Annotated in this window: 24 protein-coding genes; 16 read left to right on the top strand and 8 right to left on the bottom strand. The window is 62.2% G+C overall.

Annotation, left to right across the window (positions count from 1 at the left end; genetic code table 11):
- Positions 1 to 44: 44 nt before the first annotated feature.
- On the bottom strand, positions 45 to 1337 hold the full coding sequence (locus JQ597_RS23230) for a M20/M25/M40 family metallo-hydrolase (protein ID WP_212266872.1): 1293 nt from the start codon (positions 1335 to 1337) through the stop codon (positions 45 to 47).
- A gap of 165 nt (positions 1338 to 1502) precedes the next feature.
- Here JQ597_RS23230 and JQ597_RS23225 point away from each other — a divergent pair, with 165 nt between their 5' ends.
- The gene (locus tag JQ597_RS23225; RefSeq protein WP_212266869.1) at positions 1503 to 1880 is read left to right on the top strand and encodes a nuclear transport factor 2 family protein; all 378 of its coding nucleotides are present in this window, start codon (positions 1503 to 1505) and stop codon (positions 1878 to 1880) included.
- Between the two features lie 251 nt (positions 1881 to 2131).
- Complete coding sequence (locus tag JQ597_RS23220) at positions 2132 to 2290, top strand: hypothetical protein (protein ID WP_192740070.1); 159 nt, start codon at positions 2132 to 2134, stop codon at positions 2288 to 2290.
- 239 nt (positions 2291 to 2529) lie between these two features.
- Here the strand turns inward: JQ597_RS23220 and JQ597_RS23215 are convergent, their stop codons facing one another.
- On the bottom strand, positions 2530 to 4107 hold the full coding sequence (locus tag JQ597_RS23215; protein ID WP_212266866.1) for a L,D-transpeptidase: 1578 nt from the start codon (positions 4105 to 4107) through the stop codon (positions 2530 to 2532).
- A 467-nt stretch (positions 4108 to 4574) separates the two neighbouring features.
- On the opposite strand from JQ597_RS23215, the gene JQ597_RS23210 reads away from it, so the two are divergent.
- Positions 4575 to 5510, top strand: a complete 936-nt coding sequence (locus tag JQ597_RS23210; protein WP_349628873.1) for a helix-turn-helix domain-containing protein — start codon at positions 4575 to 4577, stop codon at positions 5508 to 5510.
- 130 nt (positions 5511 to 5640) lie between these two features.
- Here JQ597_RS23210 and JQ597_RS23205 read toward each other — a convergent pair whose 3' ends face one another.
- Positions 5641 to 6864, bottom strand: a complete 1224-nt coding sequence (locus JQ597_RS23205) for a polyhydroxyalkanoate depolymerase (RefSeq protein WP_212266986.1) — start codon at positions 6862 to 6864, stop codon at positions 5641 to 5643.
- A gap of 193 nt (positions 6865 to 7057) precedes the next feature.
- Between JQ597_RS23205 and JQ597_RS23200 the strand changes: the two genes are divergently transcribed.
- From JQ597_RS23200 to JQ597_RS23190, 3 genes are all read left to right on the top strand, one after another.
- On the top strand, positions 7058 to 7711 hold the full coding sequence (locus JQ597_RS23200) for a glutathione S-transferase family protein (RefSeq protein WP_212266863.1): 654 nt from the start codon (positions 7058 to 7060) through the stop codon (positions 7709 to 7711).
- Between the two features lie 81 nt (positions 7712 to 7792).
- Positions 7793 to 7966, top strand: coding sequence for a hypothetical protein (locus JQ597_RS23195; RefSeq protein ID WP_212266860.1), 174 nt, complete (start codon positions 7793 to 7795; stop codon positions 7964 to 7966).
- Positions 7967 to 7971: 5 nt separating this feature from the next.
- A complete protein-coding gene (locus JQ597_RS23190; protein ID WP_212266857.1) occupies positions 7972 to 8109 on the top strand; it encodes a hypothetical protein in 138 nt (45 codons plus the stop codon).
- A gap of 236 nt (positions 8110 to 8345) precedes the next feature.
- Here the strand turns inward: JQ597_RS23190 and JQ597_RS23185 are convergent, their stop codons facing one another.
- The gene (locus JQ597_RS23185; RefSeq protein ID WP_212266854.1) at positions 8346 to 8564 is read right to left on the bottom strand and encodes a hypothetical protein; all 219 of its coding nucleotides are present in this window, start codon (positions 8562 to 8564) and stop codon (positions 8346 to 8348) included.
- Between the two features lie 183 nt (positions 8565 to 8747).
- Between JQ597_RS23185 and JQ597_RS23180 the strand changes: the two genes are divergently transcribed.
- The 7 genes from JQ597_RS23180 (at position 8748) to JQ597_RS23150 (ending at position 16158) form a co-directional block, all read left to right on the top strand.
- Complete coding sequence (locus JQ597_RS23180) at positions 8748 to 9098, top strand: hypothetical protein (protein WP_502752315.1); 351 nt, start codon at positions 8748 to 8750, stop codon at positions 9096 to 9098.
- A 133-nt stretch (positions 9099 to 9231) separates the two neighbouring features.
- A complete protein-coding gene (locus JQ597_RS23175) occupies positions 9232 to 10068 on the top strand; it encodes an AraC family transcriptional regulator (RefSeq protein WP_212266852.1) in 837 nt (278 codons plus the stop codon).
- A gap of 505 nt (positions 10069 to 10573) precedes the next feature.
- Complete coding sequence (locus tag JQ597_RS23170) at positions 10574 to 11716, top strand: hypothetical protein (RefSeq protein WP_212266849.1); 1143 nt, start codon at positions 10574 to 10576, stop codon at positions 11714 to 11716.
- 191 nt (positions 11717 to 11907) lie between these two features.
- On the top strand, positions 11908 to 12834 hold the full coding sequence (locus tag JQ597_RS23165; protein WP_212266846.1) for an SMP-30/gluconolactonase/LRE family protein: 927 nt from the start codon (positions 11908 to 11910) through the stop codon (positions 12832 to 12834).
- Between the two features lie 196 nt (positions 12835 to 13030).
- Positions 13031 to 13624: a GNAT family N-acetyltransferase gene (locus JQ597_RS23160; RefSeq protein WP_212266843.1), complete on the top strand. Its 594-nt coding sequence runs from the start codon at positions 13031 to 13033 to the stop codon at positions 13622 to 13624.
- A gap of 27 nt (positions 13625 to 13651) precedes the next feature.
- On the top strand, positions 13652 to 15295 hold the full coding sequence (locus tag JQ597_RS23155) for a GMC family oxidoreductase (protein WP_212266840.1): 1644 nt from the start codon (positions 13652 to 13654) through the stop codon (positions 15293 to 15295).
- Entirely contained in the window at positions 15295 to 16158 is an 864-nt protein-coding gene (locus JQ597_RS23150; protein WP_212266837.1) for a hypothetical protein, read from the top strand. Before JQ597_RS23155 ends, JQ597_RS23150 begins: the two co-directional genes overlap by 1 nt.
- Positions 16159 to 16391: 233 nt before the next feature.
- On the opposite strand, the gene JQ597_RS23145 is transcribed toward JQ597_RS23150, so the two are convergent.
- The 3 genes from JQ597_RS23145 to JQ597_RS23135 all read right to left on the bottom strand — a co-directional run bounded on the left by JQ597_RS23145 (position 16392) and on the right by JQ597_RS23135 (position 19297).
- Positions 16392 to 17378 (bottom strand): PDR/VanB family oxidoreductase, encoded by a 987-nt coding sequence (locus JQ597_RS23145; protein ID WP_212266834.1) that lies wholly within the window; start codon positions 17376 to 17378, stop codon positions 16392 to 16394.
- Positions 17379 to 17490: 112 nt separating this feature from the next.
- Positions 17491 to 18240 (bottom strand): GntR family transcriptional regulator, encoded by a 750-nt coding sequence (locus JQ597_RS23140; RefSeq protein ID WP_212266831.1) that lies wholly within the window; start codon positions 18238 to 18240, stop codon positions 17491 to 17493.
- Between the two features lie 4 nt (positions 18241 to 18244).
- Complete coding sequence (locus JQ597_RS23135) at positions 18245 to 19297, bottom strand: aromatic ring-hydroxylating dioxygenase subunit alpha (protein WP_212266829.1); 1053 nt, start codon at positions 19295 to 19297, stop codon at positions 18245 to 18247.
- Positions 19298 to 19472: 175 nt separating this feature from the next.
- On the opposite strand from JQ597_RS23135, the gene JQ597_RS23130 reads away from it, so the two are divergent.
- The 3 genes from JQ597_RS23130 to JQ597_RS23120 are packed head-to-tail and all read left to right on the top strand — an operon-like array spanning position 19473 to position 22095.
- The gene (locus tag JQ597_RS23130; RefSeq protein ID WP_212266827.1) at positions 19473 to 19991 is read left to right on the top strand and encodes a MarR family winged helix-turn-helix transcriptional regulator; all 519 of its coding nucleotides are present in this window, start codon (positions 19473 to 19475) and stop codon (positions 19989 to 19991) included.
- 22 nt (positions 19992 to 20013) lie between these two features.
- Positions 20014 to 21057 carry a Bug family tripartite tricarboxylate transporter substrate binding protein gene (locus JQ597_RS23125; RefSeq protein WP_249148125.1) on the top strand — a complete coding sequence of 348 codons (1044 nt, stop codon included), beginning with the start codon at positions 20014 to 20016 and terminating at the stop codon, positions 21055 to 21057.
- Between the two features lie 21 nt (positions 21058 to 21078).
- Positions 21079 to 22095, top strand: coding sequence for a methyltransferase (locus JQ597_RS23120; protein WP_249148122.1), 1017 nt, complete (start codon positions 21079 to 21081; stop codon positions 22093 to 22095).
- A 44-nt stretch (positions 22096 to 22139) separates the two neighbouring features.
- On the opposite strand, the gene JQ597_RS23115 is transcribed toward JQ597_RS23120, so the two are convergent.
- Complete coding sequence (locus JQ597_RS23115) at positions 22140 to 23645, bottom strand: flavin-containing monooxygenase (protein WP_212266823.1); 1506 nt, start codon at positions 23643 to 23645, stop codon at positions 22140 to 22142.
- Positions 23646 to 23656: the final 11 nt, after the last annotated feature.

Raw genomic sequence — 23656 nt, 5'->3', positions numbered from 1 at the left:
GACAACGAGGCCGATTCCAGCGGCGCAGCCACCGCTGAACCGTCTCATTTCACCTTGTCCTGCGACACATCCATGATCATGCGCGCCGACAGATAAAGCCGCGGCACGATGGTCTCCAGCTTGACGTATTCGGCGTCGTTGGAATGGGCGCCAAAGCCGCTGAGACCAAAGCCCTCGATGACGGGAGCCTTGGTCTTCAGCGCGGCGAAGGCGGCGTCGGTGCCGCCGCCGGAGGCGACGTCGATCACCTTCAAGGGCAACCCGAGTTCCTCGTAGATGGCGGTGCCGTGGGCGGCCAGGCGGCGCGAGGCGGGCGTGGCTTCCAGCGGCGGGCGGCGCATCTCGAACCGGAGCTGCACCTTGGCATCGGGGATCCGCTGGGTCTTGATGCGTTGCTGCAGCGTGGCCTCCAGCTCGGCGAAATCGGACACTTTCAGCGCCCTTGCGTCGCCTTGCGCGGTGGCCTGCGCCGGGATCACGTTGCGATTGGTGCCGGACTGCGAGACCGTCCAGTTCAGGGACAGGCCCTGTTCGCGCCGCGACAGGTCGCTCAATTGCAGCATCTGGTGCGACAGCTCGTATAGCGCGTTGACGCCCTTTTCCGGCGCCGCACCGGCGTGCGAGGCCTTGCCGTCCACCGTCAGGTATGCCGCGCCGATGCCGCTGGTGGCCAGGCGCAAATTGCCATCCATTCCGCCGCCCTCATAGGAGAACACCGCATCGTGCTCGCCCGCCATGCGGGTGATGGTGCTGCGCGAGCCCGGTGAGCTGATCTCCTCATCGCCGTTGATCAGCACGGTGAGCATGCCGTAATCCGTAAACTTCAGTTTTTGCAGCATCGCCACCGCGTGCAGGATCAGCGCGATGCCCTGCTTGTCGTCGCCGACGGCGAGGCCATAGGCGCGGTCGCCGTCGATGCGGAAGGGTTGGTCCTTCAGCATGCCTTTCAGGTAGACGGTGTCCATGTGGGCAATCAGCATGATCTTCCTGGTTCCCGTCCCCTTGAACTCCGCATGCACCATGGAACCCGGCTTCGGCGGCGTGTCGTCCATCCGGTAGATTTCGGTCGGCTCGATGATCTCGACCTTGCCGCCGAGCCTGGTCAGGCGTTCGGCGATCAACGCCGCCAGCTGCGCCAGGCCCTCGGAATCCTTGCTGCCGGACTCGATGTTGACGAGGTCGCGCAGCGTGTCGAGCAGCGGGGCCTTTTCCTGCTGCGCCAGCTCGTGAATGCTGGCCACCGGGGCGGCCCGTGCGGGCAGGGGCGACAAGGCCAGGGTGCAGGCGGCGATACAGGCCAGCGGGAAACGCAGAGGGAACCGGGCGGGACGCGACATGGCGAGCCTTTCGAATGATCTGACGATATTGATAGTTCGTGGGATGGGTAGAGCCACCCTACGGTCCTTGCTTCAAACATTCGAGCGAGGTGTTCTGGAGTTTACAGCTAAATGAATGCGAGGGTTTCGGAAAATAATAGCCGGAAGCGCAAGCGGGAGATTGCGATGGATGATCGAACCGTGCGGGCGAGGCTGGAGCGCCATTGGGATGCTTCGGACGCGAGCGATTTCGAGGCCGAACATGAAATCTACCGCGAGGATGCTGTGCTTGATTATCCGCAGTCGGGCGAGCGGATCCGGGGCCGGCGCAACATTCAGGAGAGCCGAACCGTCCAGCCAAACAAGAAACATTTTGCGGTGCGGCGAATGATCGGCAGCAGCGATCTCTGGATCACTGAATTCGTGCTTACCTATGACGGCATACCATCTTACGCCGTGAGCATCATGGAGTTCCGCGAAGGACTGGTGGCCCACGAAACGCAATATTTCGCCGATCGTTTTGACCCTGCAGCCTCGCGTGCGCATCTTGTTGAGCGAGTCTAGCGCGGCTGAGCCAACGGGTCGCGCGAATGCGCGCCCGATGACAGGCTCCACGATTTCAGGGTTTTCGCTGTGACATCATCCCGTATGGCACTTCGCTTGTACGGGCTACTTGCTGAGGCGCTCACACCTGCGCGCCCCCATGCGCGTGCCTGGGGTCTCCGCAGTCACACGGGCGAAAATCGCTGGCCGCGTCTCATTGCCATACATACTGTACGAGGGCTGCCAAACATGGCGGCGTGGAAGGGGTTCAAATGAACGCCATGATGCAAAAGATCAAAGAGCACACCTGCGCTGCCTGCAATGGAACGGGATTCCCTGCGGTGAAGCAGCCCGTGCTGGCAACTCGCAAGATCTATCCGGCGAAGTGCGAGGCCTGTGCCGGCAAGGGAAGAATTACGGACGCCGACTGAACTCAGCGAGCGTATCCCGGATGAGCCAAACGGGTCGTGCAAATGCGCGCCCGATGACAGGCTCCGCGACATCCGGGTTTTCGCGGTGACGTGATCCCGTTTGGCGCGTCGTTTAAGGCTACTTGCTGAGACCGAGGCCCTCGCGGGGCGGGTTGAGCCGCTCCGCTGATCGGACATCGAGAGGCAGATTAAATCGACGCGAATGAACCTGAGCGTCCCTGCGCCCAGCGTGCCTTGCCCTACCACCAGTTCGTGCCCGGCTGCCAGTACTGTTGGCCGCCGCGCCGGCGCGTATTGGCGGGTTGGGGCGGCTGGGGTTCCCAGCTGCGCTGGAAAAACGGGTTGAAGCCGTCGCCCTGGACGGGGTCGCTCGAAGCGTAGACATCGACCGGGGGCGTCGGCTTGCGCGTGATGAAGCCGCCTTGCGGCTGCGTGCTCAGCACCGCGACGAACTCGGTGCGATAGTTGGTCTCGACGCTCAGCGGCTCGTCCGAGATGATGATCGAGGATCGCGGTATGGCGGTCGGCGCGATGCGATCGAGCACCTCCTGCGGGATGGTGATGCGGTCGAGCGCGGCCTTGGCGTCGTCGGCGCCGTCGATGGTGACCGCGGTCCAGCGCAGGCCCGAACCGGTTTGCGCCACCGCCGTGAAGACATGCGTACCGATCGGCCTGTCGGAATTGCGGATCGTGACCGGAACCTCGATGGTCGCATCGAACACAATGCCGCCGCCGTCGGGCGCCGGCTTATGCGTCGGGCGGCGCACGTACAGCTTTTGCGTCGCGCGGCTGATGTAGATCGAGACCGGCTCGAGCGCGAGCTTGGCCTCGCTCGCCGCCTTGGCGGTGTCGGCCTTCCTGGTCTGGGCCGTCTTGGCCGCTTCCTTGGCCGCGGCGGCGGCGTCGAGCTTCGATTTCGAGTCGGCCTTGGCGGTGTCGAGCTGGGTCCCCAGGTCCGCGGCCTTGGCGGCGGCCTTTTGCTTGAGGTCCTCGGCCCGCGCCTTGACCTCGTCGGTCTTGGCGGCGGCGACCGCCTTCTCGGCGGAGGCAAGCTCGCCGTCGGCGCGGGTCTTCAGGCTCTGCAGCTTGCGCAGCGACGCCGTCAGCGACGCGGTCTCGCGCGTCGCCGTCGCGATGGCTTTCTTCGCCTCGTCGGCTGCCTTGGCAGCCTCGGCCGCCTCGCGGGGCAGCGCTTCGGCCTTGGCCGGCGCGGCCGCGATGGCTTCGCGGTTCGGCGAGAAAAGCGCCGGATGGGAGAATTCCATTGGCTCGGCGTCGTTGGGTGAGATGATCACCCGCATCCCGATCCGCGTCTTGTCGAACATCTTGTCGGCAAAGCCGAACGGCATCCGCACGCAGCCGTGCGAGGCCGCATAGCCGGGCAGCGGCCCACCATGAAGCGCGATGCCGTTCCAGGTGATGCGCTGCATGTTCGGCATCTCGGCATCGTCATACATGTTCGAGCGGTGTTCCCTGTTCTTCTCGAGGATGGCGAAGATGCCGGCGGGCGTCTCGCGTCCCTTGGTGCCGGTCGACACCGGCGCGCGCAGAATCCAGCCGTCGGCGTCGTAGAAAGTGACCTGCTGGCTCTTGATCGACACGATCGCCATGAGCGGCTCGCCGGCATCGCGCGGCGCCGTCGCCTCGGTGGCGGGCTTCGGGCGCGCTTGTTTCGGCGCGGCGTCGGCGGCCAGTCCCGTCAAGGCCGTCAGTGCGGCCACCGCCGCGAATGTCACAATGGCAGGAACACCCCGGGCAGGAACACCCCGACGCCGCATCGCCACGGAGTATCGCGCCGTCGCCAATCGAATTACCATTCCTTGCCCCGGTTCAAATGTCTGTCCGCGCGTGCGTCGATCAGATGTCAGATTCATGAATTTTGGATCAACCAATCGCCACCACTATCCACGCCGCGAATTCGGCCAGTTCCGGGGGCGATTCACTTTTATACGACAGCCTGCGCAGGAGAAAGAGCGGCCCGCGGCTCGGATTGTAACGATCTGGATACATCGGTGCGACAAAACAACCCGGACGGGCGGATCATCAACAGTCTCTCGCCGGAAATTCGGCCTGACCACGTCCGGTCCCGAGGTGGATAAGGATCCCGTCATGGAGTCCAGGTTCCGAAATTGACTCGAAGCGGACCGTGGAATCCACGATACCTTGAAATCGCAGCGTAAACGGTCCTGTCATCGGCCGCGCTGGACGGCCCCTCGCTGATCTACGATAATGCGGGACGGCGCGGCAATGATGCTGATCCCGCGTTACCCATGGGTAGACGCATATGACACAGAGCGGTTTTCACGGTCAGGCGTTCAAGGACCTGCTGCACCTTCAGGATACACCGTCATCGCTGATCACGCGGTCTATGCGCGGTGTCGAGGTCACAGCCACCGAAACGCGGGATGACAATCCCGTGCCGGGCCTTTGCGGCGCCATCGCACCTGAGGATGCCTATCTCGTTAGCTTGAAACTTCGCGATTATCCCGACTGCGAATACTGGGAGCATGGCAAGTGCGTGGCCAAGCCCAATATCCGGGCAGGCACGACATATCTGTACGACATGAAGTGCGATCCGCGCTTTGTGATCGAAAAGCCGTTCCACTCCGTTCATTTCTATGTTCCGGCTTTGGCGCTCAACGGCGTCGCGGAGCGGTTCGGCGCGCGGCGTGTCGGCCAGCTCGACTGCCAGTTCGGCAACGGCTTTGACGACGCCGCCGTGCATCACATCGGCGCAGCGCTCCTGCAGGGATTGCGCCGGCCATCCGAAGCGAACCAGCTTTTCGTCGATCACATGATGCTGGCGCTCACAGCGCATGTCGCTCGGGCGTATGGCGGGCTTCGCAACGCCGAGCCCGTGTATCGTGGCCTTGCTCCGTGGCAGATGAAGCGTGCCTGCGAAAGACTCCAGTCTGATCTCAGTGGCAAATTCACGCTGCAGGAGATCGCGGCTGAATTGGGCCTGTCGGTCAGCCATTTTTCTCGAGCGTTTCGGGCGTCCGTCGGCCTGCCGCCACACCAGTGGCTCCTTCGCCAGCGCGTTGACACCGCCAAGCAATTGATGACCGTCCGTGGCCTCTCGCTTGCGGAGATCGCAATATCCGCCGGGTTTGCCAATCAAAGCCACTTTACGGTTTTCGGCCCTGGTCGGCGTCAGCCCGGCCGCGTGGCGCCGCGAAGCACAAGGTGCGGCGGAAAGCCCTGCGCTCTCCGATCTTGAGGGCGGATGATTTTGAAAACTTCGGGCGCATCGCGCCGCGAAAATGCCGACGCGCGCCCTCACGCCGTTTGAGAATCAGAATCCCACCTCACGTCGTCCCTGCGACGACGCGAAGCGAAAGCGTCCCGCCTCACGAATTCACATGAACAAAATCCCGCAACAGCGGATAGATCTCGTTGTTCCAGCGTTTTCCGGAGAACACGCCGTAATGGCCGACGCCGGCCTGCATGTGATGGACGCGGCGATAGGCGCGCACGCCGGTGCAGAGGTCTTGGGCGGCCAGTGTCTGGCCGATCGAACAGATGTCGTCCTTTTCGCCTTCGACCGTCATCAGGCCCATGCGCTTGATCGCGGCCGGGTTCACCGGCTTGCCACGATGCATCAGCTTGCCCAGCGGCAGCAGATGCTCCTGAAACACGTCGCGTACGGTCTCGATGTAAAATTCCGCCGGCAGGTCCATCACGGCGAAATATTCGTCGTAGAAAGTCTTGATGACTTCCGCCTTCTCCTTCTCGCCCTTGGCCAGATGCTGGGCAAGATCGATGTGTTGCTTGATGTGACGCTCGAGGTTCATCGAGACGAACGCCGTGAGCTGCACGAAGCCCGGATAGACCTGGCGGAACGCGCCCTTGCATTGAACGGGCACGTAGTTGATCAAATTCTCCTCGAACCATTTGATCGGTTTGCTCTTGGCGAAATCATTGACCTTGGTCGGCTGGATGCGGGTGTCGATCGGCCCCGCCATCAGCGTCAGCGTCGCAGGCCGCGCGGGGTGATTTTGCTCCGACATCACGGCCGCCGCCGCCAGCGCCGAAACCGAGGGCTGGCAGATCGCCACCATGTGCGAGCGCGGGCCCATCTTGTCGAGGAAGGTGATGAGGTGGTCGGTATAATCCTCGAGGCCGAAGCGGCCGGCATTGAGCGGGATCTCGCGCGGATTATGCCAGTCGGTGATGTAGACGTCGTGGTCCTGCAGCAAGGTCTTCACGGTGCCGCGCAGCAGCGTCGCGAAATGGCCGGACATCGGCGCCACCAAAAGCAGTTTGGGTTGCTCCGGCGCATGCTCCTTCTTGAACCGCAGCAGCGATCCGAACGGCGTGGCAAAGGTGACTTCCTCGGTCACCTCCAATTCCTGATTGCCGACCATGACCTTGTCGATGCCGTAGGCCGGGCGGGTGTAGGTCAGCGAGGTGCGCGAGATCAGTTCGAGCGCCGCGGCCAGCCGCCCGAACGCCTTGTCGGACACGCCTTGCGGCACGAGGTTGAGATATTTCAGCGCCGCTCCGGCCCCGGTCCGCCACGGCGCCGTGAGGTCCATATGGTTCTGATAAGCTTGGTACATCAATGACATCATACGCATCCGCCCTTGCCCGATGATGCCATGCAATATCGAAGCCAAAGCGGAGCGAACCGCCCGAAAAACTGGCACGTGGCTTGCTGCGGAACGTGACCGGCGCATGTGACCGGCGTAAGCTATCGGCGGCGGCGCGCTGGCGCGGCCGTCCACTTAGCCTTGCGGTAGACGTTCAGGCGTGAGGGAAGGCCCTATGGCGAATACGACACTAACCATCAGCAGCAAGAACTATTCGTCCTGGTCGCTGCGCGGCTGGCTGCTCGCGAAGTTCTCAGGGCTCCCCTTCGAAGAGGTCGTGACCGCACCTGATGACGCGTCGGCGCGGGCCGAAATCCTGCTGCTGTCGTCATCGATCCTGGTGCCGTGCCTGCGGCACGAGGGCGCCACCGTCTGGGACACGCTGGCGATCGGGGAATACCTCAACGAGGTGATGCCGGACGCCGGCCTGTTGCCGGCGGACCGCGTGCTGCGGGCGCACTGCCGATCGATCTGCGGTGAAATCCATTCCGGCTTCACCACGCTGCGGGCCTCACTGCCGGTCAATCTCAAGGGCCATTTCCCGAACTTCAAGATCTGGTCGCGCGCACAGTCCGATATCGACCGGGTCTGTACCATCTGGCGCGAGTGCCTGGCCCAGTCCGGCGGGCCGTTCCTGTTCGGCGAGCGCAGCATGGCGGACGCGATGTACGCGCCGGTCGTGACCCGCTTCATGACCTATGACGTCAAGCTCGACCCGAAGCTTGCAGCCTACGCAAAAACCATCATGGAGATGCCCGAGATGGTCGAGTGGATCGAAGCCGCCAAGGCCGAGCCCGCCGACATCGAGGAGCTTGAGGTCGAATATTAGGCAGTGCACCCGGCGCTGTGCCCGTTTGACGGGCTTTCAGCGGTGATCGCTGCAGTGCAACGCGATTGGCGCGGATTTCGCATGACAGCATGCAGCTGTGAACGCGACGATGCGGCGCTGCCGAAAATCTGGACGCCTTGCGTGGTCGCGATCTCGCGAAGAACCGTGGAGGCTTCGATGAATCACACCGCAATCGCGCGCAACTACTTCCTCTATCGCGACCTCGGAATTTCGCCGCCGACACCTTGGAAGTGACCGCGATGTCATCCCCCGAGGAATTAACCTTTGTCGTCGGCCGCTGGTTGCGGCCAATCGTGGCGGTGCTGCATGTGGTGCGCCGCCTGACGTTCCAGCCGATATCTAGCCGTGAACAGGGGAGTACAGCCGCCAAGCAGTGATTCGGGCGCGATTCGTTCCGTCCGCGTTCCGAAACTTAAAGACCGCTCCGGATGACGCGCGATATCGTCGCATTCTGGAACAATGCGCCGCGCGTCCGGCTGACCTGCAGCCGCCCAGAGCGTTTTCCAGCGAAGTGGACACCGGTTCGCGTGAAGAAAACGCGTCAAAACAAGAATCTAGAGCCCCGTTCCGATTCCATCGGAACGGAAAAGGCTCTAGCCCCGGAAAATGCCCGTCAAACCTGACTGCTCACCCGTGGCAGCCGCCAGCCGACCACGGTCGCCTCGACCGCACCGCCGGTCCGCTCATTGCGCCATTGACCTTCAATCCAGCGGCAGGCGAATGGCAATTGATACGTGCCGCTGTGATCCTCGCACAGCACCTCCACCGGCCGGTCCGGCGGCGGTTCCCCGTTGCCATCGAACTGTGCCAGCCGCTTCTCGCGCGTTGCCATAGGTTAAATCTCCACTGCCGGGGCGTGCAAACCTCTCGTTTGGGTTCCCCGGCGAAAGTCCATCCACACCAATAAAGAGAGCTCACCGCCTGAATGCGGTATCAGTGTGGTATCGCTGCAGCCAGCGGCCTGATACGAGCAAATTGATGTGATTGACCGAATGAAGTTTGAGTGAGGGTTGGAATGATTGCCCGGATTGCAAGAACCGCTGTCGCCGTTGCAGCACTGCTGATGCCTTGCGCAAGCTACGCGCAGGATGTTCCCGGCATCGAAATCTGCACGGTCGAAAAAACCATGGAGCGGCGCACCTCTTGCCTGCAGAGCAATGTCGATTTCCTGCAAAAGACCATCAACAAGATCACGCAGGACAATCAGCAGAAGCTCGACGCCGCCAACCGGCAGATCGAGGCGCTGAAGGGAACGGTGATCGCACTGCAGAAGTTCGTGGACGATCTGCAGAAGAAGACGGCGGAGGAATTGAAAAAGAAAGCCGACGTGCCGGCGGCCAAGGATGCGGCGCCTGCGGCGAAATAATTGCCGCCGTTGCGGGATAATGCCCGGCCTCGGTAATCAGCGGCGCAATTGCAGCTGCGAGAGCAACGCCGGTCAAATGCGGCGCGCGATAAGCGCTCATGGTTGCGGCGGTTTCGAATGAAAGCTGTCACCGATGAATCCGGCCCAGAAGGCGCTCTGGTATATCGAAAGCCATCTCGCCGCACCGTTGACCCTCGACGAGATATCGGCGGTCGCCGGCGTCTCGCGCTTCCATCTGGTGCGGGCGTTTGCCGCTGCGACCGGATATTCGGTCATGCGCTATGTACGTGCGCGTCGTCTCAGCAACGCGGCGCGTGCGCTTAGCGCCGGCGCGCCTGACATTCTCAGCCTCGCGCTGGAGGCGGATTACAGTTCTCACGAAGCTTTCACCCGCGCGTTCCGCGACCATTTCGGCATCACGCCTGAGATGGTTCGATCAGGAACGTGCCTCGATCGTCTCAAGCTTCAGGAGCCCATCGTCATGATTTCAACCGCACTCGATCATCTCAAGCCCCCGCGTTTCGAGACCGGCAAGGCCTTGCTGGTTGCCGGCATCGGCGAACGCTGTACCCACGAAAACGAAGGCGCGTTCATCCCAAGCCTGTGGCAGCACTTCCATCAGACCATTGACAATGTCCCGGGCCGGATCGGCAAGGTCGCCTACGGCGTCTGCTGCAACGCCGACGATGCCGGCAATTTCGACTATGTCGCCGCCGTCGAAGTGACCGATTTCTCCGACTTGCCGCGCGAATTCCAGCGGGTGCGGATTCCCGAACAGAAATACGCCGTGTTTACCCACGCCGAGCACATCTCGACCATCCGCCGTACCGTCAACACGATCTGGAATCACTGGCTGCCGGCGTCCGGCATGAAGGCCGCCGACGCGCCGAACTTCGAGCGCTATGACGAGAAGTTCGATCCCGCGACCGGCAATGGCGGGCTCGAGATATGGATAGCGGTGAGGGAGTAGGACGGCTCGTGGAATGAGTTGGCGGAAGCGAAATCCATCACCTTCGGGGCGAGCGCCGGAGCGCGGGGCCGACGCGCCGGGCATGAGTTCTCTCCGGGATGAATAGACCGCATGACCAACCAAAGCAGCGCGTCGCGGCAGATCAGTCTCGCGGCGTCCAGCTGCGCGTTTCCTGGCAATGCTTGCTGACAATTTACGCAAGGCAACTCTCGCTAATTCTCCCTGGAGTTGCGAAGTTGGCGATGAGGGGCAAGGCAGCGTCAAGCGGCGGGCTGTCTAACGTCCTGTACACCTTGAATTTTTTTCAATCGTCCTGTCCCAAAGAATGCCTTGGGAATCGGCGCGATGCTCCGTGCTCGAACTGGCCCGGAATTCGCATTGCAGCATGAGCCCGTCAGCGTCGACCCGCGACTCCAAGCGCTCTGCCAAAGCTGAGCAGCGCATTTGAACAGGCCAAATTTGAAGAGGGCCGGGTCGCGCTGAAGTTCAGGGATTGGAGGGTGCCATGAATATACATGCCGCGGTTGATCTCAAATGGCCTGGCCTTACTCGTCCGGACGGCGATGCCCTCCGCCTGAATAAAACGAACTTCGTGGCTATCGATCGCGATCGGGATGCCTTGCACGAGCCGACCTATCGCCCGCAAGCCCTCTACAACCGCGCGAACGAAGGCTTTCACGCGAACAACGAAACCTTCCTCCTCCACGAGGTTTCGACAAATCTGCCGATCTACCGCTCCGATACAGGCCCCACCGATTTCCATCTACACCTTCCACCCGGCGGTTACCAACTCGTGCTGGTCACGTCTGGCGTGTTCACCTTCGATTACGATGGCCGATTTTACTACGTCGGTCCCGGTGCGGTGATGCTGCAGAGCGCGATCGTGCATCGCCAGCTCTTTTACACGTGGTCGGGATTGTCCACCGAAGAAAACCTGAAAACGCCGCAGACGGTGGTGCCGGATCCGATGTCGATGGGCTATTCCGGCAAATTTCTTGAAGCCTTCATCACCGATCCCACGACCTTCCCCAACCCGACGGTGGTGGATCATGATCACATCAACGAAGAGGAAACGCCGCGTGTAGCCTGGAGCCATCCGCTGCATGACCGTCCTGCCGATGCCTGTTTCTGGCTGCAGGATCCGCTGGAGCTGGAAGCACTCTACAAGCCGCTGCCGGCAGGCTCGCCGATCAAATCCGCCGGGCCTGTTTACGTGCGCGATATCGGGATCGAGATTCCGAGCGGTCGCCTTACAACTGGACATATCATCGCGACCGACCCGCGTGGCCAGTCGCTGTTGCCGAAGAGCACCTCCGCAGCAGCGGAAACCGCCTTTCTTGGGAAAGGTGAGGTTGTCATCTATCGCGTCATTCGCGGCACAGCCCAATTCACGAATAGCGCGGGGGAGAATTTTGAACTTGCGACCGGCGATACGGTCACGGCGGGCAAGAACACGATCGATCTGGTGGGGCTGGGCGAAAATACCCAGATCCTCCGACTGGGCTTGCTGAAAGGCATGGAAAATCTTCGCAGCTGGACGCCGACGCAGCGCGACGAAATTGACGGCCTGGCTGGTCAAATCATTACGCGGAAGGACGTTCGTCCGCTGCGTAACGAAGGCAAGCCGGTCGGATATTTGTACGAGTGAACTGAAAAAGCGCCCCCACTGGCGACGGAGGCAGGAGGTATTCGTCTCCGGAAAGCGCGGCATACCTGTTGCGCAGGTCGTCGGGTTGGCAAGCGTGATCTGCTTTGCCATAACATCACGCAACGAAATGTTGCGCGTGCGGGGTCGAGCCAAAAATCCGCCTGCAGCCAAAAGCAAGCCGGGAGGATTTCATGGCCAATATCCGCGTTCTCGCCACCGATCTGGAGTTTCCGGAAGGGCCGGTGGTCATGCCTGACGGATCGGTCGTGCTGGTTGAAATCCGCGGCCGTCGGCTGACGCGGATCTGGCCGGACGGCCGCAAGGAGGTCGTCGCGGAGGTCCCCGGCGGGCCCAATGGCGCAGCGCTAGGCCCCGACGGAAAAATGTACTTCTGCAACAACGGCGGCTTCAGCTGGATCCCCACCGGCAAGGCGATCATGCCGGGTCCGCAGCCTGATGACTATGTCGGCGGCTCGATCCAGCGCGTCGACCTGTCGACCGGCAAGGTCGAGACGGTGGTCGACAAATGCGGCGAGCATTCGCTGCGGGGCCCCAACGACCTTGTTTTCGACAAGCACGGCGGGCTGTGGTTCTCCGAACTCGGCAAGCGCCGGGCCCGCGACATGGATGTCGGCGGCGTCTACTACGTGAAGCCCGGCATGAAGGAGATCGTCGAAGTCGTGCACGGCGTACTCCCGGCCAACGGCATCGGGCTGTCGCCGGACGAAAACACCGTCTACATCGCCGAAACTCCGACCGCGCGGCTATGGGCCTACGAACTTTCCGCGCCCGGCACGTTGAAGCCGCGTGAGCCGATCTATCGCGGTGAACGCGGCAAGCCGATCACGGGCCTCGGCGGCTATCAGATGTTCGACTCGCTTGCGGTCGAAGCCTCAGGCAATGTCTGCGTGGCGACGCTGATCTCGGGCTGCATCTCGGTGATCGCGCCCGACGGCACGCTGGTCGAGCAGGTGCCGACCGGCGACCGCATGACCACCAATATCGCCTTCGGCGGGCCCGACCTGAAGACTGCCTACATCACGCTGTCAACCAAGGGCGAACTGGTCGCGATGGACTGGCCGCGCCCCGGCCTGCCGCTGAATTTCTTGAATAAGTGACGATCGCGCAAAACGCGATCGTCACCCCGGGGCGATGCGAAGCATCGAACCACAGATGCGCAATTGCGCATCGGGGGATCTCGAGATTCCCCGGTGCGCAATTGCGCACCTGAGGTCTGGTCCTTCGGACCATCCCGGAATGACGATCTCTGAAATTGCGCTTACACTCCTCGCAACGACGACTTCGGAGTTTTGAATGCCCTGGCTTGAACCGGTTACCCTTCGCGGCGCCTACGCGCGGCTCGAACCGCTGTCGCACGATCAACGCGACGGCCTCACCGAAGCGGTGCGCGACGGCGAGCTGTGGAATCTCTGGTACACCTTCGTGCCGGCGCCGGAAGACATGACCAAGGAGATCGATCGCCGGCTCGGCTTGCAGGCGTCGGGCTCGATGCTGCCGTTCACGGTGTTCGATGCCGATGGCAAGATCGCGGGCATGACGACCTACATGAATGTCGATGCCGCCAACCGGCGCGTCGAGATCGGCTCCACCTGGTACGCCAAGCGCGTGCAGCGCAGCGCCGTCAATACGCAGTGCAAATTGCTGTTGCTGACGCACGCGTTTGAGCAGCTCGATTGCATTGCGGTGGAGTTCCGCACCCACTTCTTCAACCAGCAGAGCCGCCGCGGCATCGAACGCCTGGGTGCCAAGCAGGATGGCATCCTGCGCAACCATGTGATCGCGCCGAACGGCACGTTGCGCGATACCGTGGTCTTCAGCATTATCGCCAGCGAGTGGCCGACGGTGAAGGCGCATCTCAATTATCAACTCAACGATAGACTGCGGTAGTTTTAGCCCGCGGCGGAAAAAAGTGTGATGGAAACGTTCGATTATGTGATCATTGGCGCGGGCTCCGCAGGCAGCGTGCTCGCCAATCGCCTCAGCGAAGATGCGGGCACCCGCGTCTGCGTGCTCGAAGCAGGGGGCAAGGACTGGCATCCTTACATCCATCTGCCGGCCGGCTTCATCAAGACGTTCCATATGAAGAGCATCAACTGGGCGTATCAGCAGGAGCCCGGCCCCTGGACCGGCGGCCGCAGCATCTACGCGCCGCGCGGCAAGACGCTCGGTGGTTCGTCGTCGATCAACGGCCATATCTATAACCGCGGCCAGCGCCAGGATTTCGATACCTGGGCGCAGCTCGGCAATCGCAGCTGGGGCTATCCGGACATACTGCCCTATTTCAGGCGGCTGGAGCGGCGCGTCGGCGAGGGCGATGAAACCTATCGCGGGCGCGACGGCAACCTGACCGTCACCACAATGGACTGGCGGGATCCGCTCTGCGAGGCGTTCATGGCGGGCGCGATGAGCCTCGGCATCCCGCGCAATGCCGATTACAACGGCGCGATCCAAGAAGGTGTCTCCTACGCCCAGCGCACCATCCAGAACGGCCTGCGCGTCAGCGCCGCGACCGCGTTCCTGCATCCGGCGGTAAAACGCGGGAATGTCGATGTGCGGACCCATGCGCACGTCACCAACATCATCTTCGAGGGCAAGCGCGCGGTCGGCGTCCGCTACGTGAAAGGCGGCAAGGGCGGCGTTGCCACCGAAGTGCGCGCCAATAAGGAAGTCATCCTGTCCGGCGGCACCTACAATTCGCCGCAGGTGCTGCAATTGTCCGGCGTCGGCTCGCCGGAGCTGTTGCAGTCGCACGGCATCGAGGTGCGTCACGCGCTATCAGGCGTCGGCGAAGGCTTGCAGGATCATTACGCGCCGCGCTCGGTCGCACGCGTCAAGAACATCAGGACCATCAATGAACTTCGGCGCGGATTGAGTCTCTGGGTCGAGGCGCTGAAGTGGGCGACGACGCGGCGCGGGCTGCTGTCGCTGTCGCCGACCATGGTCTATTGCTTCTGGCATTCCGGCGAGACCACCGAAAGCTCCGACCTGCAGCTGACGTTCACGCCCGCAAGCTACAAGGAGGGCGTGCAGGGCCAGCTCGAAGACGAGCCCGGCATGACCATCGCCTCATGGCAGCAGCGCCCGGAAAGCCGCGGCTATGTCCGCATCCGCTCGGCCGATCCGTTTGCGCCGCCGATCATCCAGACCAATTATCTGGTCGAGGAGCTCGATCGCCGCGTCGTCGTCGCCGGCATGAAGCTGGCGCGCCGGCTGCTCGCCTCCGCGCCGCTGTCGCAATATTACGCCTATGAGGATTTCCCCGGGCCCAAGGTGCAGAGCGACGACGAGTTTCTCGCCGCTGCCACCGAGCGCGGCACCACCACGTTCCACCCCGGCTGCACCTGCCGGATGGGGCCGGCGGATACCAAATGGGCCGTCGTCGACGACCAGCTGCGCGTGCACGGGCTGCAGGGACTGCGGGTGGTCGACGCCTCGATCATGCCGCGAATGATCTCGGCCAATCTCAATGCATCGACCATGATGATCGCCGACAAGGCCTCCGACATGATCCGCGGTAAGGCCGCGCCGGAGGCGGCGCGGCTGGCGGGTTATGCGTAATGGGGTGGTTCAGCGTGCCTGTGGATGAAGCCGAACTGACCAAAGAGCATCCGCTTCTCCGGATAGTGTCGAAATGGCCCGGCCGAGGTCCAACGCAGCGCGCATTCGAGGCTCTTGGCTTCTCCGTTCACCATGTTTGGCAGAACGAGATCATCCAGTTTTGCGGAGAGCATCAGTCGCAATTGCTCAACCGATACTGGGACGAAGTCGCTTTGGAGACCATGCTGTCCATAGGAAAATGCGATTCCGATATGAGGTATTTCGCCATTCAACCTCAATATCGCTCAGCGTTTCTGGATGAACTCTTCGCCGCGAGAGGTCCCATTGAGCCGCCATACCAGCATCCACCACTCCTCAAATGCCTGCTTGAACATCACAAAAGGGTCTGGACGGATCGGGAGTTCATGGCGAACCGGAGCGCGCTCTTTCGCCGTGCGGGGGCGGTGGAAGCCGCCCGGTTGGCTATCGACGCCAAGGACGGGTTGAAGAAGAAGAAGGACGTGATTCCGTTCCTCGAACAGTTCTGCTCCGCACTTGGGTTCGAAGGTTACTCTCGCAACCGTTGGCGGAAAAAGACTGATAGCGGCCTCGTTTTCGAGATTGGCGTCTGGCTCGGCGGCAATATGTTTCGCATGTGGTCCCCATTGAAGTTTCGAATCTTTCATGTCGACGAGCCGAAGTTCGGGCTCGACGTCGAAGGAGCTGCCGGCTTGCTGGGTCGGCTTGTGCCGGGTGTCGCGACTTACGAGGGTTGCAGCAATGACCGCGAATATGTTCTCGGCGTCAGGGCACTAGTCGAGCTGTTCAATGTGGTCGCCGGGACAATCGAGCAAACTTCGCCACGACCGGAGAGCTCATCTTGAGGAGCGCGATGGCCCGCGGCGCGGGTCCAAAGCGTGATGACTATGAGTTGAAGCGGCGCACCCGCGGCATCTATCGCGTCATCCTGAGGTGCGCGCTCTTGCGTTCCTCGAAGGATGGAAAGCGCCCGTGGCCCATCCTTCGAGGCTCGCCCAGCGGTGCAAGTGCACCGCAAGGCTCGCACCTCAGGATGACGTGTGCAGATTCGATCCACAATCATCCCGCTCTAGCTAGTCTAGCGACTGGGAGCCGCTTCTGCCCGGTACAGCGTGTCGATCGTGACCACGCCCACGGCGCGTGACACGCATGGGCAGATCTTGCGGTTGTCGCGCTTCTGCTGGTCGCTGAAGAACACGTCGCGGTGGTCGATCTCGCCATCGACGGCGATGACATCGACCGCGCAGACGCCGCATTCGCCGCGCTGGCAGTCCGAGATCACCTCGAACCCGGCATCGTTGAGCACGTCGAGCATCGAGCTGTTGGGCGAGACCACAAGCTCCGCGCCGGTGTCCTTCAGGCGGACACGGAATTCCGCCGTGGGCAGCAGGCCGCTGGAGCCGAATGTCTCGTAGCGCAGATCGGCGGGAGACCGCCCCGCGTCGTTCCAGGCACGCCGCGCCGCTTCCAGCATCCGCATCGGCCCGCACATGATGGCAATCGCATCCGATGGCAGTGCGCGGAAGGTGGCATCGAGATCGAGCCGCGTGCCTTCGTCGCTGGCGTGGACGACCAGCCGGTCAGCGAGCAAGGAAGACAATTCGTCGAGATAGGCGGCATCGCCGCGCGACTTCACCGCGTAGTGCAGGGTGAGGTCGATATTGCGCCGGTGCAGGGCGCTGGCGATCGCGGTGATCGGGGTGATGCCGATGCCGCCAGCGATCAGGCAATAATTCTGCCTGTTCCAGTCGATCTCGAGCAGCGATGTCGGATTGGAGATCTCGATCCGCGCGCCTGGCTTCAGACTCCACATTGCGCGCGAGCCGCCACGGCTGTCCGGCGCCAGCCGCACCGCGATGCGATAGCTGTGTGGATCGCGGTCGCCGACCAGCGAATAGGACCGCCGTGCGGGCTGTCCGTCGATCAGCACCGCGACGTTGAGATGGCTGCCGGCCGGGTAGGGCGCCACGCCGCCGTCAGGGCGCAGGCGGAATTCGCGGATGCCAGGCGTGACGTCACGGATCGCATCGACCGTGCACCAGCTCCATTGTTCGGCAAAGCGCATGACGATCCCTCCTAGTGCGTTTTCAAGAGAAGTGGATACCGGTTCGCGTCAGGAAAACGCGTCAAAACAAGAATCTAGAGCCCGTTCCGATCGAATCGGAACGGAAATGGCTCTAGGCTGGCGATTGGAGCAGAGCGAGCGCGGGCAGCAAATCGAGATGCGTGCGATTGCGCAGCGCCAGCCGCAGATTGCGTGCGGCGAGGCGCGAATGCTCGCGCATGATGGCTTCGGCGCGCCCGCCCTCGCGGTTCTCGATCGCGTCCACCACGATGCGGTGATGGTCCTGGCCGATCAGCAGGATCTGGTGCGCCTCCGGCAGCGCCGACTGCGCCATCACGAAGCCGCTCGGCGACGCGAACGGCAATGCCGAGACGCGGTCGATCTGCCGGATCAGCGGCGGGCTGGCGGATAGTTCAGTGAGCAGCGCGTGAAAGCGCGCGTTCATGGTGACATAGGCGGAAAAAGCTTCGACCGAGACCGGATCCTGGCGAACCAGCTGATCGAGGTCGGCGAGGCACTCCTTCAGCGGCTCGAGGCTGCGCGCGCTGGCGCCGCGTTCGGCGGCGAAGCGGGCGGCGAGGCCTTCCAGCGTGCCGCGCAGCTCGATTGAATCGAGAATGTCGCGCTCGGTGAACGCCTTCACCATGAAACCGCCGGAGGGGATCGCCTGCAACAGGCCTTCGTCTTCGAGCCGGACCAGCGCCAGCCGCACCGGCGTCCGCGACACGCTGGTGATCTCGACCGCCTGCAATTCGCTGATGCGCTCGCCCGGCCGCAATTGCCCGGAAAGGATCATGTCGCGCAGCGCGAGCTGGGCCCGCACCGTCTGCGAGATCGAGCGTTCGGAATCGCGTTCGCTCATGGCCTCACTCCGCGGCTTGCGCGGTGGTCGGCGGCGATGTCTCGTGGGCCACCATGCGATCGATCACGCGCCGCGCCCACATCGCGCCGGCGTCGATGTTGAGATTGTAGAAGGTGCGGTCCGGGTTCTCGTCCATGGCGCGTTGCTGTGCCTCGAGGATGATCTCGTCCTCGCGAAAAATATTGGAGACGCCATCGCGGATCTCGGTGGTCAGCTTCTGTTCGGTCAGGCGGTGGTTGCGGACGAAGGCCCAGAAATAGTGGCAGGTGGTGTCGGTCTCCGGCGTCATGGTGTTGAGCACGAAGCCGTTGACGCCCTGCGAGCGGTCGCCCTCCGGCGCGCCGGTGCCGGCTGGCGCCACGCCGACATCGATATTGACGGTGCCGGGCGCCTGGAAATGGATGATCTGCCAGCGGTCGACCGGGCCGGGCTTGCCGAGCTGTGCGGCCCAGAACGGCGGCGCCTCGATGCCGCGCATCCAGCGCGTTACCGTCACGGTGCGCTCGCTATGGGTGACGTCGAAGGGGGCCTCGGCGACGTGGTCGTTGCCGATGCTGGAGCCGTGCACGAAGGTTTCGTGGGTGAGGTCCATCAGATTGTCGACCACGAGGCGATAGTCGCATTTCACTTGAATGGTCTTGCCGTCGCCGGCCCAGGCCGGATCGTCGTTCCAGTGCATGTCAGGCACCAGCGCCGGATCGGCCAGCGCCGGGTCGCCCATCCAGAGCCAGACGAAGCGATGCCGCTCGACCACGGGATAGGAACGCACGCAGGCGGAAGGATTGATGGTCTCCTGCGAGGGCATGTAGGTGCAGCGGCCCTGCGCGTTGTATTTCAGCCCGTGATAGCCGCAGACGACGGTGTCGCCGTCGAGCCGGCCTTTCGACAGCGGCACCAGCCGGTGCCAGCAGGCGTCTTCCAGCGCGGCCACCTGGCCGTCAGAGCGGCGGTACATCACGACATGCTTGCCGCAGATCGTGCGGGGAAACAGCGCGTGCTTGAGATCGACGTCCCAGGCGGCGGCGTACCAGGCATTGAGTGGGAAGGATGACGGCATGGCTGCACTCCATGGCACAATGAGTTCATTATGTATACATTAGTGTGCCAGAGATGGCAAATTGCGAATTTTATGGTTTTATATTACCTTTAAAGTATACATACATCTAAATTCTCGGCGGTTTGACATACAGTAAGAATTATTATAATAATAATTATTACCTTTGGAGATGGTCATGGCCGAGCCGCACGCTTCTCCGGAAGTATTGCCGTCCCACCGGGTGCCGGCTCATTTGGCGCGTCGCTTCAATCAAATCTGCCTTGGTGTCACCGCCGAGATACTGAGCGGTGACGATCTGACGCCGATGATTTTCGGCGTCCTCGTGGCCGTCCTGGAGCAGCCGGGGAGAGGCCAGAGACAGGTGGCCGAGCGCATGGGCGTCGATGTGGTCAATTTTGGCCAGATGATCGACGAACTGGAGGGCAAGGGCCTCGTCGAGCGGAAGATCGATCCCGATGACCGGCGCGCGCGCAAGCTCTACGTGACCGAGCGAGGCGCGGCCTTGCGCCGCCGCTTAAGTCCCGACTTGCTCGCCGCTCAGGAACGTCTGCTGGCGCCGCTATCGCCAGATGAACGGCGCGCGTTGCTGGACATGCTCGTGCGCGTCATTGAAGCGAATGATTCCTACGCGCGTCCCGGAAACGGTCGCCGAAAGCCGCAACGCAAATCCAAGCCAGTAAATCCAAGCCAGTAACGAATGGGAGGCAGTCGTGACAATGTTCTCGCAAGTGTCTCATGGTTCAACATCGTCGGCTCATCGCTCAGCTCAAGGAAAATCCATCGGGTGCAAGGCGCGAGGGCTGCGCGCGATCGCTGTTCTTGCGGCTTGTGTCACGGCGCTTATCGCGCCGATGTCGGCAAGAGCGGATTGGCCCGAGCGGCAGGTCAAGCTGATTGTGACCTTTCCGCCCGGAAGCGCCAATGATGCCGCTGCCCGAATCTTCGCCGATGCTCTAGGCAAAAAATGGGGCAAGCCAGTCGTGGTTGAGGATCGGCCTGGCGCTGAAGGTACGATTGGCGTCGGATCGTTCGTCGCAAACCAGGACGATCATGCGTTGTTGTATACGGTGGCCGGCTCCATCACGGTGGCGCCACTGCTCGTCGACCGGCTGCCATACGACGTCAACCAGGATCTGGTGCCGATTGCGGCGACCACAGAGATCGTTTTGACGCTCGCAGTCAGCAATCAGCTGTCAGTCAACAGCATTCCGGAGTTGATCGCGGCGCTGCGGACCAGCCCCGAGAAACATGCCTGGGCGTCCGGACCGACCCTGCCGCGATTTGTATTTTCAGCATTCCTGAAACAACACGGTCTGAAGATGAATTTCGTCAGTTATCGAGACGCCTCCCAGCCGCAGGCTGACCTCGGTGAGGGCCGGATACAGGCGCTTCTGACCTCATTGACGGCCTCGTCCTCGCCTGTTCAGGCCGGAAAGGCGCGCTTTCTTGCCGTCGCCAATCCAGGCCGTGCAGCCACGTTGCCCGACATCAAGACCGTGCGCGAACTCGGTTACCCCGAGCTTGAAATCGCTGGAATGGCAGGAATTTTTGGTGGCAAGGCCCTGTCCGAAGCGCTGAGAAACCGAATTGCCGCTGATGTCGCCGCGATCTGCCGGGACGCCGATGTTCGCCGCAAACTGGAGGCAAGCGGGCATAACGTGCTCAACGGAACGACCGAGGAGCTGAAACAAGGGATCGAAAAGCAACGAACAGCGTTGAGCGAAATCACCAAATCGATTGATATCCGGAGCCCGCAATAAACCCGCGTTCGGAGAGAGGCGATGTCGTCACAACTCCCGGCCCTCAAGCTTCTCGACTTGATACAGTCGCACCGCATCACTGCGGTGATCCATGTCGCGGTGAAACTGGGGCTGGCGGAGCTTCTGCGGGACGGACCGCAGACGGTGGGCAAGCTTGCAGCGGCGACCGGCGCGGACGAGCGGGCGCTCGGACGTCTGCTCACCGCACTTTCCACCATCGGCCTGTTCGCGCGGACCAGCGACAATTCCTACGCACTGACTGACGTGGGGGCCTGCCTCGACGGCGCATCCGAGCAATCGTTCAAGGCGTGGGCCTTCCTGGAAGCGGAGATGCTCACAAAGTCCTGGGCTGGCCTGCTCGAAACGATAATGACCGGCAAGACCGCCGCTCAACTTATGGGGCTTGAGAACAGCTTTGATTTGATGGGGCAAACGCCGGGCAGCGTCGCCAAATTCAACGCGGCGATGACGGACCTTACGCGGCTGGTCACGCCGGAAATTCTGCGATGCTACGACTTCAGCGGATTGTCCCACCTGATGGATGTGGGAGGCGGGTCCGGCGAATTGCTCGGCGCCATCGCCCGGCAAAACCGGCAGCTGCGCGGAACTGTCTTCGACCTTCCGAGGTGCGCGGAGGCTGCAACCAGCCATCTTCGACACATCGATGTGAGTGACCGCGTGGATTTCGTAGCCGGTGATTTCTTTCAGCGCGTGCCGCCGGCCATTGACGCAATCATCCTCAAGAGCGTGATCCACGATTGGGATAACGTCCGCAGCACTTCAATCTTGCGGAACTGCCGCCAGGCGCTGCCGGGCGGCGGCAAATTGCTGTTGGTCGAACGGCTGATGCCGGAATCGCCAACGACGGCGGAAGAGGACAGGGCGCACGCACTGAGTGATCTGAACATGCTTCGCGGGCCGGGCGGGCTCGAGCGCACCGAGCGGCAGTATGCCGAACTGCTTGCCCAAACCGGCTTCCGCCTCGCCGCGATCCATCCGACCGGCCGCTTCAACGTGATTGAGGCACATCTCAACTGACAGCTGCCCGAGTGACGGATGTCTCCGTCACTCGGCGCCCATCATCAGGAGCCGTAGATAAAGACGTGGTCCTTCAGGTCGATGGCCGGGAATTCATCCTTCTCCGCCCAGTAATCCTGGTTGTGCTGCCATTCCGGCTTGTCGCCGCGCTTGGGCAACAGGTGCATGCCGCGCATCATGTAGCCGGGATTGAAATTTTCGGCATCGATCCAGGGCAGCAGCGGCATGTTGTGGTCTTCCGGCCGAAGCTGCGGCACCACTTTCTTCGCGCCGGTGTCCTTCATGTGGTTGAGCAGCCGGCACACGAAATCGGCGACGAGGTCGACGCGCAAGGTCCAGCTGGCGCGGAAATAGCCGAACACCCAGACCAGATTGGGTACGCCGGTGAACATCATGCCGCGATAGGTCACGGTATCGGCGAAATCGAGCTTCTTGCCATCGACCGCGAATTCGATGTCGCCGTTTGCACTGAGGTTGAAGCCGGTCGCGGTAACGATGATGTCGGCTTCCAGCTCCTTGCCGGACTTCAGCAGGATGCCCTTCTCGGTGAAGCACTCGATCTCGTCGGTGACGACCGAAGCCTTGCCCGACTTGATGCCCTGGAACAGGTCGCCGTCGGGAATGAAGGCGATGCGCTGCCGCCACGGCCGGTATTTTGGCGTGAAGTGGGTAGCGATGTCGTAGTCCTTGCCGAGATAGGCTTCCACTGCCGACAACAAATCCTTCTTCGCTGCTTCCGGCTCCTCGAAGGTCTTGCGGGTGAACGCGTCCTGATCGAACAGGATTTTCCGCCGCGTGATTTCGTGGATCCACTTCTCGTCGACCTGCAACTGCCGCAGTTGCTCGGCGATCTCGATCGCGTTGCGGCCGGTGCGGAAATAGGTCGGCGAACGCTGCAGCATGGTGACATGCGCGACGTCATTGGCCAGCGCCGGGATCAGCGTTGCGGCCGTTGCACCGGAGCCGATCACGATGACGCGCTTGTTCTTGTAGTCGAGATCTTCGGGCCATTTCTGCGGATGGACGATTTGGCCCTTGAACTTGGCCATGTCCTTCCACTCCGGCGTATAGCCTTCGGTGTGGCGGTAATAGCCCTGGCACATCCAGAAGAAATTCGTGGTGAAGCGCAGCTTTTCGCCGGTGTCGCTCCGCGTGGCCTCGATGGTCCAAAGGTTCTGTTCGCTCGACCAGGTCGCCGAATTGATGGTGTGCTGGTAGCGGATATGGCGGGCGAGATCGTTCTCCTCGATCACGTCGCCCATATATTTGAGTATCTCGGCCGCGCTTGCGATCGGCGCCGAGGTCCACGGCTTGAAGCGGTAGCCGAACGTATGCAGGTCGCTGTCCGAGCGGATGCCCGGATAACGGTGCGTGCTCCAGGTGCCGCCGAACGTCTTCTGGGTTTCGAGGGCGACGAAACTCGTGCCCGGACATTGCGTGGTGAGGTGGTAGGCCGCGCCGACGCCGGAGATGCCGGCGCCCGCGATCAGCACGTCGAAATGCTCGGTTTGGCCGGGCGAGGCGGCGTGAATCTGGGTTTGAACGTTCATCTTCCCTGTTC

The sequence above is a fragment of the Bradyrhizobium sp. AUGA SZCCT0177 genome (genome assembly GCF_018130125.1).
Lineage (GTDB): Bacteria > Pseudomonadota > Alphaproteobacteria > Rhizobiales > Xanthobacteraceae > Bradyrhizobium.
The sequence above is the reverse complement of the archived record's forward strand: the minus strand, read 5'-3'. Positions and strand labels throughout refer to the sequence as shown.

Excerpts from the sequence above, each read along its gene's own strand:
- JQ597_RS23230 (WP_212266872.1), bottom strand. The coding sequence starts at position 1,337 with ATGTCGCGTCCCGCCCGGTTCCCTCTGCGTTTCCCGCTGGCCTGTATC.
- JQ597_RS23225 (WP_212266869.1), top strand. The coding sequence starts at position 1,503 with ATGGATGATCGAACCGTGCGGGCGAGGCTGGAGCGCCATTGGGATGCT.
- JQ597_RS23220 (WP_192740070.1), top strand. The coding sequence starts at position 2,132 with ATGAACGCCATGATGCAAAAGATCAAAGAGCACACCTGCGCTGCCTGC.
- JQ597_RS23215 (WP_212266866.1), bottom strand. The coding sequence starts at position 4,107 with ATGGTAATTCGATTGGCGACGGCGCGATACTCCGTGGCGATGCGGCGT.
- JQ597_RS23210 (WP_349628873.1), top strand. The coding sequence starts at position 4,575 with ATGACACAGAGCGGTTTTCACGGTCAGGCGTTCAAGGACCTGCTGCAC.
- JQ597_RS23205 (WP_212266986.1), bottom strand. The coding sequence starts at position 6,864 with ATGATGTCATTGATGTACCAAGCTTATCAGAACCATATGGACCTCACG.
- JQ597_RS23200 (WP_212266863.1), top strand. The coding sequence starts at position 7,058 with ATGGCGAATACGACACTAACCATCAGCAGCAAGAACTATTCGTCCTGG.
- JQ597_RS23195 (WP_212266860.1), top strand. The coding sequence starts at position 7,793 with ATGACAGCATGCAGCTGTGAACGCGACGATGCGGCGCTGCCGAAAATC.
- JQ597_RS23190 (WP_212266857.1), top strand. The coding sequence starts at position 7,972 with ATGTCATCCCCCGAGGAATTAACCTTTGTCGTCGGCCGCTGGTTGCGG.
- JQ597_RS23185 (WP_212266854.1), bottom strand. The coding sequence starts at position 8,564 with ATGGCAACGCGCGAGAAGCGGCTGGCACAGTTCGATGGCAACGGGGAA.
- JQ597_RS23180 (WP_502752315.1), top strand. The coding sequence starts at position 8,748 with ATGATTGCCCGGATTGCAAGAACCGCTGTCGCCGTTGCAGCACTGCTG.
- JQ597_RS23175 (WP_212266852.1), top strand. The coding sequence starts at position 9,232 with ATGAATCCGGCCCAGAAGGCGCTCTGGTATATCGAAAGCCATCTCGCC.
- JQ597_RS23170 (WP_212266849.1), top strand. The coding sequence starts at position 10,574 with ATGAATATACATGCCGCGGTTGATCTCAAATGGCCTGGCCTTACTCGT.
- JQ597_RS23165 (WP_212266846.1), top strand. The coding sequence starts at position 11,908 with ATGGCCAATATCCGCGTTCTCGCCACCGATCTGGAGTTTCCGGAAGGG.
- JQ597_RS23160 (WP_212266843.1), top strand. The coding sequence starts at position 13,031 with ATGCCCTGGCTTGAACCGGTTACCCTTCGCGGCGCCTACGCGCGGCTC.
- JQ597_RS23155 (WP_212266840.1), top strand. The coding sequence starts at position 13,652 with ATGGAAACGTTCGATTATGTGATCATTGGCGCGGGCTCCGCAGGCAGC.
- JQ597_RS23150 (WP_212266837.1), top strand. The coding sequence starts at position 15,295 with ATGGGGTGGTTCAGCGTGCCTGTGGATGAAGCCGAACTGACCAAAGAG.
- JQ597_RS23145 (WP_212266834.1), bottom strand. The coding sequence starts at position 17,378 with ATGCGCTTTGCCGAACAATGGAGCTGGTGCACGGTCGATGCGATCCGT.
- JQ597_RS23140 (WP_212266831.1), bottom strand. The coding sequence starts at position 18,240 with ATGAGCGAACGCGATTCCGAACGCTCGATCTCGCAGACGGTGCGGGCC.
- JQ597_RS23135 (WP_212266829.1), bottom strand. The coding sequence starts at position 19,297 with ATGCCGTCATCCTTCCCACTCAATGCCTGGTACGCCGCCGCCTGGGAC.
- JQ597_RS23130 (WP_212266827.1), top strand. The coding sequence starts at position 19,473 with ATGGCCGAGCCGCACGCTTCTCCGGAAGTATTGCCGTCCCACCGGGTG.
- JQ597_RS23125 (WP_249148125.1), top strand. The coding sequence starts at position 20,014 with ATGTTCTCGCAAGTGTCTCATGGTTCAACATCGTCGGCTCATCGCTCA.
- JQ597_RS23120 (WP_249148122.1), top strand. The coding sequence starts at position 21,079 with ATGTCGTCACAACTCCCGGCCCTCAAGCTTCTCGACTTGATACAGTCG.
- JQ597_RS23115 (WP_212266823.1), bottom strand. The coding sequence starts at position 23,645 with ATGAACGTTCAAACCCAGATTCACGCCGCCTCGCCCGGCCAAACCGAG.